Source organism: Pigmentiphaga litoralis, assembly GCF_014651835.1.
GTDB lineage: Bacteria > Pseudomonadota > Gammaproteobacteria > Burkholderiales > Burkholderiaceae_B > Pigmentiphaga > Pigmentiphaga litoralis.
The window spans coordinates 1,248,466-1,254,771 of record NZ_BMXQ01000001.1 but is presented as its reverse complement, the minus strand read 5'-3'; the positions used below and the strand labels follow the sequence as shown (position 1 = coordinate 1,254,771).

General features: G+C 67.1%; 5 protein-coding genes. 2 read left to right on the top strand and 3 right to left on the bottom strand.

Features of this window, described 5'->3' with window-relative positions; all coding sequences use genetic code 11:
* Positions 1–436 precede the first annotated feature (436 nt).
* Together IE116_RS05550 and IE116_RS05545 are read left to right on the top strand one after the other, a co-directional pair.
* Positions 437–1,219: a metallophosphoesterase gene (locus IE116_RS05550; protein ID WP_189610520.1), complete on the top strand. Its 783-nt coding sequence runs from the start codon at positions 437–439 to the stop codon at positions 1,217–1,219.
* 116 nt (positions 1,220–1,335) lie between these two features.
* A complete protein-coding gene (locus IE116_RS05545; RefSeq protein WP_229828383.1) occupies positions 1,336–1,650 on the top strand; it encodes a nucleotide pyrophosphohydrolase in 315 nt (104 codons plus the stop codon).
* Positions 1,651–1,735: 85 nt separating this feature from the next.
* Here IE116_RS05545 and ilvD read toward each other — a convergent pair whose 3' ends face one another.
* The 3 genes from ilvD to IE116_RS05530 all read right to left on the bottom strand — a co-directional run bounded on the left by ilvD (position 1,736) and on the right by IE116_RS05530 (position 6,300).
* The gene (gene ilvD, locus IE116_RS05540; protein WP_189610516.1) at positions 1,736–3,433 is read right to left on the bottom strand and encodes a dihydroxy-acid dehydratase; all 1,698 of its coding nucleotides are present in this window, start codon (positions 3,431–3,433) and stop codon (positions 1,736–1,738) included.
* Between the two features lie 20 nt (positions 3,434–3,453).
* A complete protein-coding gene (locus tag IE116_RS05535; protein WP_189610514.1) occupies positions 3,454–4,908 on the bottom strand; it encodes an FAD-dependent oxidoreductase in 1,455 nt (484 codons plus the stop codon).
* A gap of 108 nt (positions 4,909–5,016) precedes the next feature.
* Positions 5,017–6,300, bottom strand: coding sequence for an extracellular catalytic domain type 1 short-chain-length polyhydroxyalkanoate depolymerase (locus IE116_RS05530; RefSeq protein ID WP_189610512.1), 1,284 nt, complete (start codon positions 6,298–6,300; stop codon positions 5,017–5,019).
* Positions 6,301–6,306: the final 6 nt, after the last annotated feature.

Sequence of the window (6,306 nt, the reverse complement as noted above, 5' to 3'; positions counted from 1 at the left end):
CGACGCAGGCCGTTTTTGTTTTTGCGGTGGCGACGACGCCTTCAGCTGCCGGCCATACCGAGAGCGGCTAATGGATAGCGGCTACCTGTCGCGTTGTATATCTGCCATGGCAGGGCCCGTGGCGGCCTGATGACTGCACGCAGGCGGTGGGCTTCGCTATCCTGTTGGAGGCTGTCGGAGCCGGGTGGCCATGCAACGGTAACTTCTTCACGGCCTTGGCATCCCGGCTGAACCGTCGGGGTGTCACGCGCGTGTGTTCCTTTTGAGGAAGTGCTGCGGGGTGTCCTGCTTGCGTGAGGAAATCGGGTCGCGAATCGCCGCGGCCTGCAGCACATCGCACCTTGCACGGTATTTGCTTCTACGTTGTCGCTTTGAGCCCGCCGCATGCGTGTGGCGGCAGTTCGTGCGAGTCGATGAAAGAGTGAACGGATAAACGATGTCCCTGGTGCAACATTTTCAGCGTAATCAGCATGGCCGCGATTTTGCGGTCGGGGATATTCACGGCCATTTCTCGAAACTGCAGGCTGCGTTGGACGCAGTCGATTTCAATCCTGCGGTGGACCGCCTGTTCAGCGTGGGCGACCTCGTCGACCGCGGGCCGGAGTCGGAAGAGTCGCTGGCCTGGCTGGCGCGCCCCTGGTTCCACGCCGTGCGTGGCAATCACGAAGACATCGCGATCCGGCATGTGGCCAACGGGAAGGTGGACGTCAGCAACTACACGACCAACGGCGGCGCGTGGTTCCTGGCGATGGCCGAGCCGCGTCAGGAAGAGTTCGCCGATGCGTTTTCTGCCATGCCGTTGGCAATCGAAGTGGAAACGCAAGCCGGGCTGGTGGGCCTGCTGCACGCGGACTGCCCGACCAGCAATTGGGCGTCGCTCGAAGCCAAGCTGATCAAGCGGCGTTCGGCTCGGGACCGGGCCATGTGGTCGCGCGACCGCATCCATTCCGAGAACGCCGAGGGCGTCGCAGGCGTGCACGCGGTCATCGTCGGTCATACCCCCGTGCGCGAGCCGCTGCGCCTGGGCAACGTTTTCCACATCGATACGCGCGGCTGGAAGCCGAACGGCTACTTCACGCTGCTCGAGCTGGGAACGCTGGATGTGCCGCCGCCTGAACGGATGCTGGAGCCGGCGCTGCCCGCGGCAGACGACGCGTCCATCGAGACGGGCGTGGTCGGTTCCTTGCTGCGCTGGTGGCGCAGCCCGGATGGTCCATGAACCGGGACGGCAACCAAAGCAAGGCGGTGGCGACGGGGGCATCCCCTGATCGTGTGGGCCATGACAGTGCTGCAGCAGACCCGGCCAGGGGCGCGCATTCCGCTTCGAATCCGCGACTGCTGGATGCCGACGAGCTGGAACGCCGTCTTGCGGCGTTTGCCGCCGCCCGGGACTGGGAGCGCTTTCATTCGCCCAAGAACCTGGCCATGGCGCTGAGCGTCGAGGCTGCTGAACTGGTCGAGATCTTCCAGTGGTCCACCGAGGCGGAATCCCGCGCCATCATGCAGACTGGCCACGCCGAACATGTGGGTCAGGAACTGGCCGACATCGCGATGTACCTAGTGCGGATCGCGTCGGTGCTTGGCGTGGATCTGAACGAGGCCATCGCAAAGAAGCTGGCGCTGAATGCGCAGAAATATCCTGCGCCGTGATGCAGGGGGCTTGAGGCGGACACCGTGATGCGGGCGCCTTGATCCGCGCCGTGAAGCGGGCCCCTCGAGTTTCGCGCCGCGCCGGCTATGCGCCCGGCGCTTCTCCCGTATCCACCAGCACCGCGCCCTGACTCAAGGGTCGGACATTTTCCCGATAGATCTGCAGCCAGCCGCCGTGCGCGCGCTGGGCCGGCTTTTTCCACCGTGCCTGCCGTTGCGCCATGACCTCGGCCGACACGTCCAGGTCCAGGCGGCGGGTGTCCAGATCGATGGTGATGGGGTCGCCGTCCTCGACCAGGGCCAAGGGCCCGCCCATGGCGGCTTCAGGCGACACCTCGGCCACGACCAGTCCTTTGCACACCAGACCGGAGAGATGTCCGTCGGTCAGGATCGCGACCTTGTCGCCCAAGCCGGCGCCGTCGATGGCGAACACGACGCGTGACGCCCCGCCGCCCATGGCCGGGCCGCCGCATACGCCGGCGCCGCGCATGACGACCACGCAACCGGGCTGGATGCGGCCGTCCTTGATACCGGCAATGGCGTCATCCGTGGTCCAGAAGCAGATGGCCGGACCGGTGTAGCGGCGCTGCTTGCGTTCGACGATGCCGGTCTTGATCAGGCCGGATTCCGGCGCCAGGTTCCCACGCAGCAGGATAATGGCGGGCAGCGGAGCCACTGGCCGGTCGATCGGCCGGATGACGTCAGGATCGTGCACGATCGCATCGACCAGGTTCTCGGCAACCGTGGTCCCGGTAGCCGTCAGCACATCCGTCATCAGCAGGGGTTCCAGCTGCTTCATGAGCGCGCGGCAGCCGCCCGCGGCTTCGAACGCTTCGATGGTCTCTTCGCCGATCGGCCGCACGCCGCTCAGCACGGGCGTGGTGCTGCCAAGCCGCTCGAACAGGGCGTAGACATCGACGCCGGTGCGCCCTTCGGCAGCAACCGCCTGCATGTGCTTGACGGTGTTGAGCGAGCCGCCGACCGACAGGATCACCCGGACGGCATTCAGGAAGGCTCCGTGCGTCAGAATGTCGCGCGGCTTCACGTCGTCCAGCACCATCTGCACGATGCGTGCGCCGGCGGCGCGCACATCGGCCATCATCTTGTCGCTGTTGGCGGCAACGGGCGTGCTGCCTGGCAGCGCCATGCCCAAGGCTTCGCACACCATGTGCATGGAATTGGCGGTCCCGAGGCCAGAACAGACGCCCGGGCTGCGGATGGCCTGGCGGCTCATGCCGATCAGTTCTTCCACGGGCATCGATCCCGTCACGGCGTGCATGGCGCCCACGAACACGTCTTCGATGTCGACGTGCTTGCCTTTGAATGCACCGCTGGCCTGGTAGCCGCAAGGCACCATCAGCGTCGGGATGTTCAGACGGGCCGCAGCCATGAGCTGGCCCGGGACGGTCTTGTCGCACGAAGTCAGGCAGATCATGCCGTCGAGCTGCGCGCCTTCAACGGCGACTTCGATGTCATTGGTGATCAGGTCGCGCGCGCCCAGCATGTAGGCGCCGCGCGCACCCGCGCCGGTGATGAAGTCGCTCGGCGCGGCGGTGCGGATCTCGAAAGGGATGGCGCCGGCGGCGCGGACCGCGGCCTTGAGCTGGACGGACACGGAGTCCAGGTGGCTGAAACAGGACGCCAGTTCGGACGAACTGTTGACGACGGCGATCTTGGGCTTTTCGCAATCGGCCTCATCAAGGCCGAGCGCTTGCCACTGGGCATTGCGCACGGCCCACAGGTAAGAGCCGCGCGGAAAGTTGCTGCGCAGGGGGCGGGTCATCGGGTGTCTCCGTGGAAGGCTCAGGCGGCCTGAGTGGCGGTGGTGGGACGGGCATCGGTCTGACTGCCTGCCCCGGGCCGCACCAGCACGTGTTGACGCAACAGGGCAGCCTGCAGGCTGCCGATGTCGACCGCGCGCGGCTCGACGTTCTGCGACACCGCCAGGGCCGCCGCGGTGCCGGCGGCCTGGCCCGTCACCCAGCATTGCGGGATCTCGCGCATGAAGCCGTGCGAGTTCGGGTCGCACGAGATGTGGCGGCCGGCGGCTAGCAGGCCGTCCAGCTGCTTGGGCACCAGGGCGCCGTACGGGATGGAGATATTGGGAAATTTGGGCGAGACGGCGGGCGTCACGCCGACCTCATCCGGCAGGGCCGTGCCCGACGACCACTGTTCCCGCACGATGCGGCCCGTGCCGACGAGGCGACGTGTGTGCCGCACGCCGATCTGCGGGGCGCTGAGCATCAGGAACGCGTTTTCGAAGCCGGGCGCGTGCTGCCGGAAGAAGTCGAGATGGCCCGCCATCAGCCGGTGCGAGCGCACTTCCACATCGGTCAGGTCTTCCACGACCAGTCCGGAAAATCCCGACTGGCGTGGTCCCATGAACAGTGCCACGTCATTGCGCCAGGACACGAAAGGCCGTTCGAACAGGCCGACCGCCTTGCGGCCCTGCGCCATGAATTCGGTGTACTGCTCGGGCTGTCCGACCCGGAAGTCGATCCAGCGCGCCATATCCACACCGCCAAACATCCATGAGGTGTTCATGCAATGGTGGACGTCGTTGGCTTCGATGTCGGTTTCGAATTCGGTGCCGGCGCGCGCGAACATGTCGCCGTCACCGGTGCAGTCGATCACGACCTTGGCACGGATGGCCATGCGGCCTTCCTTGCTCTCGAAGATCGCGCCCCGCGTCGCGCCGTCTTCCACGATGGGGGTCGCCCCCCAGGCGTGGAACACCAGGCGCACGCCGTGCTCCAGCACCATCTCTTGCGACAGAAGCTTCAGGCGTTCCGGGTCGATGGTGGGCGACCACGTCACGACGCCGTGGTACGCGGCGGTGCGCTGCGCCCAGTAGGCGGCGCGCTGCGGATCGCGCGAGCCCCATTCGTCGGCGGCCGGACCGGCCACGGCGCCAGGGGGCAGGCGGTGGAGCAACTCTTCGGCAAGGCCGCGGATGGTGGGCTTGCCTTCCCAGTCCGTCATCCGGTCGATCCAGATCACCAGGCCGCCGGTGGACAGGCCGCCCAGGTGGTTATAGCGCTCGAGCAGCGTGACTTCGGCGCCTTCCCGGGCCGCTGCAATGGCCGCAGCGGTGCCGGCCGGCCCGCCGCCCACCACCAGCACGTCGCAGCGATGATGGATCGGGATCTCACGGGCGGCTTCCTGGTAAAGGCCGGTGTCCCTGGGCCGATCCGTGCGTTGGCCCTCGAAAATATCCGAGGACAGAATGCGTTCGTCACTGCGTTCAATGGTTTTCATGCGTCTTGCCCAGCCTGTTCTGCGCCCGGACGCGCAGGATGGCTCGCCCGGTTTTCATTATTATGGAACGTCGTTCCAAAAAAATAAAGGCCGGGCGTGTCGAGTCGATTACACCGACTTGGGATGCGCCAGGAAGAAGCGGAGCATTTCGCGGCTGGCATCCGGCCCCATGGGGTCGGTGTAGCTGCCCGCGCGATCGCCGCCGGCCCAGGCATGCCCGGCGCCGTGGATGGTCCAATGCTCGACATCGGCCCGGCCGTCTTCGCCGGCAATCACCTTCTTGCTGTATGACCTGCCGCCTGCCGCTTCGCCTCGATCCGCCGCAGCCTTGGCGGACGCCGGACCGCTGATGCGGCGGACGATGTGCTCGGCGTGCTGCGGATGCACGGTGGTGTCGGCGTCGCCCTGGAAGACGATGGTCGGCAGGACAGGGCCTTTGGATTTGGCCGTCACGGTGTTGCGGCTGGGCGCCTGGCCGCTTTTCATGGCCGCCAGGGCCGAGGGCACATCGCGCGCGGCGCCTACGTCCAGGCCCGAGTGCACGCCCACTGCGGCGTACAGATCGGGATAGGCGTGGCCCAGGATGGCGGCCATGGCGCCGCCGGCCGACAGGCCCGCGACGTACACCCGGCTACGGTCCACCTTGTAGTTGGCAAGAATGTCTTCGGTCAGGCCGGCGAGCAGGGCAGGTTCGCCGCCGCCACGCAGCTGGTCACCCGGGCGGAACCAGTTCCAGCATTTCGACATGTTGTCGCTCTGGCGCTGGATCGGATAGGCGACCAGGCACACATTGGGTTCGGCCAGGCGGTTCATGCCGGTGCCAGCGGCAAAATCGACGCCGTCCTGGGTGCAGCCGTGCAGCATGACGACAAGCGGCAAGGGCGTGTCGGCATAGCCGCTCGGGATGTAGAGCAGGTAGTCCCGGGACCCGGCCGGGCCGGTAAAGGCGCGACGAACGGTGTGGCCGCAGTCTTCAACGGTAGCGGATGCCGCGGACGCCTGGCGTGGGGACGTCCCGGCAAAGGGGGACGCCGTGGCGCCGGCGAAGGGAGACGCCGTGGCGCCGGTAAAAGGAGACGCCGTGGCCCCGGCGAAGGGAGACGCCCCGGCGCCAGCCAGGGGCGATCCGCCGGCAGCCTGCGCTGCAAACCCGGCCGTGGCCGCGCGGGTGGCTTCGGCGACTTTGGCGGCGACGGCGGCGCCCAGCGCCGTGGCGCCGGCAGTCGCGGCCGATCCTTGCCCGAACGATGCGGCGTCGAACCCTGCGCCGGGCTGGCCCTGCATGGCCCCCAATGCGCGCTGGATCGCCGCGGTGGCTTCCTGCGGGCCGGCGGTCTGCAGCAGTCGGGCGGCGTCCTGCATGGACTTCAAGAAATCGTCGTTCATATTCATGCGTGC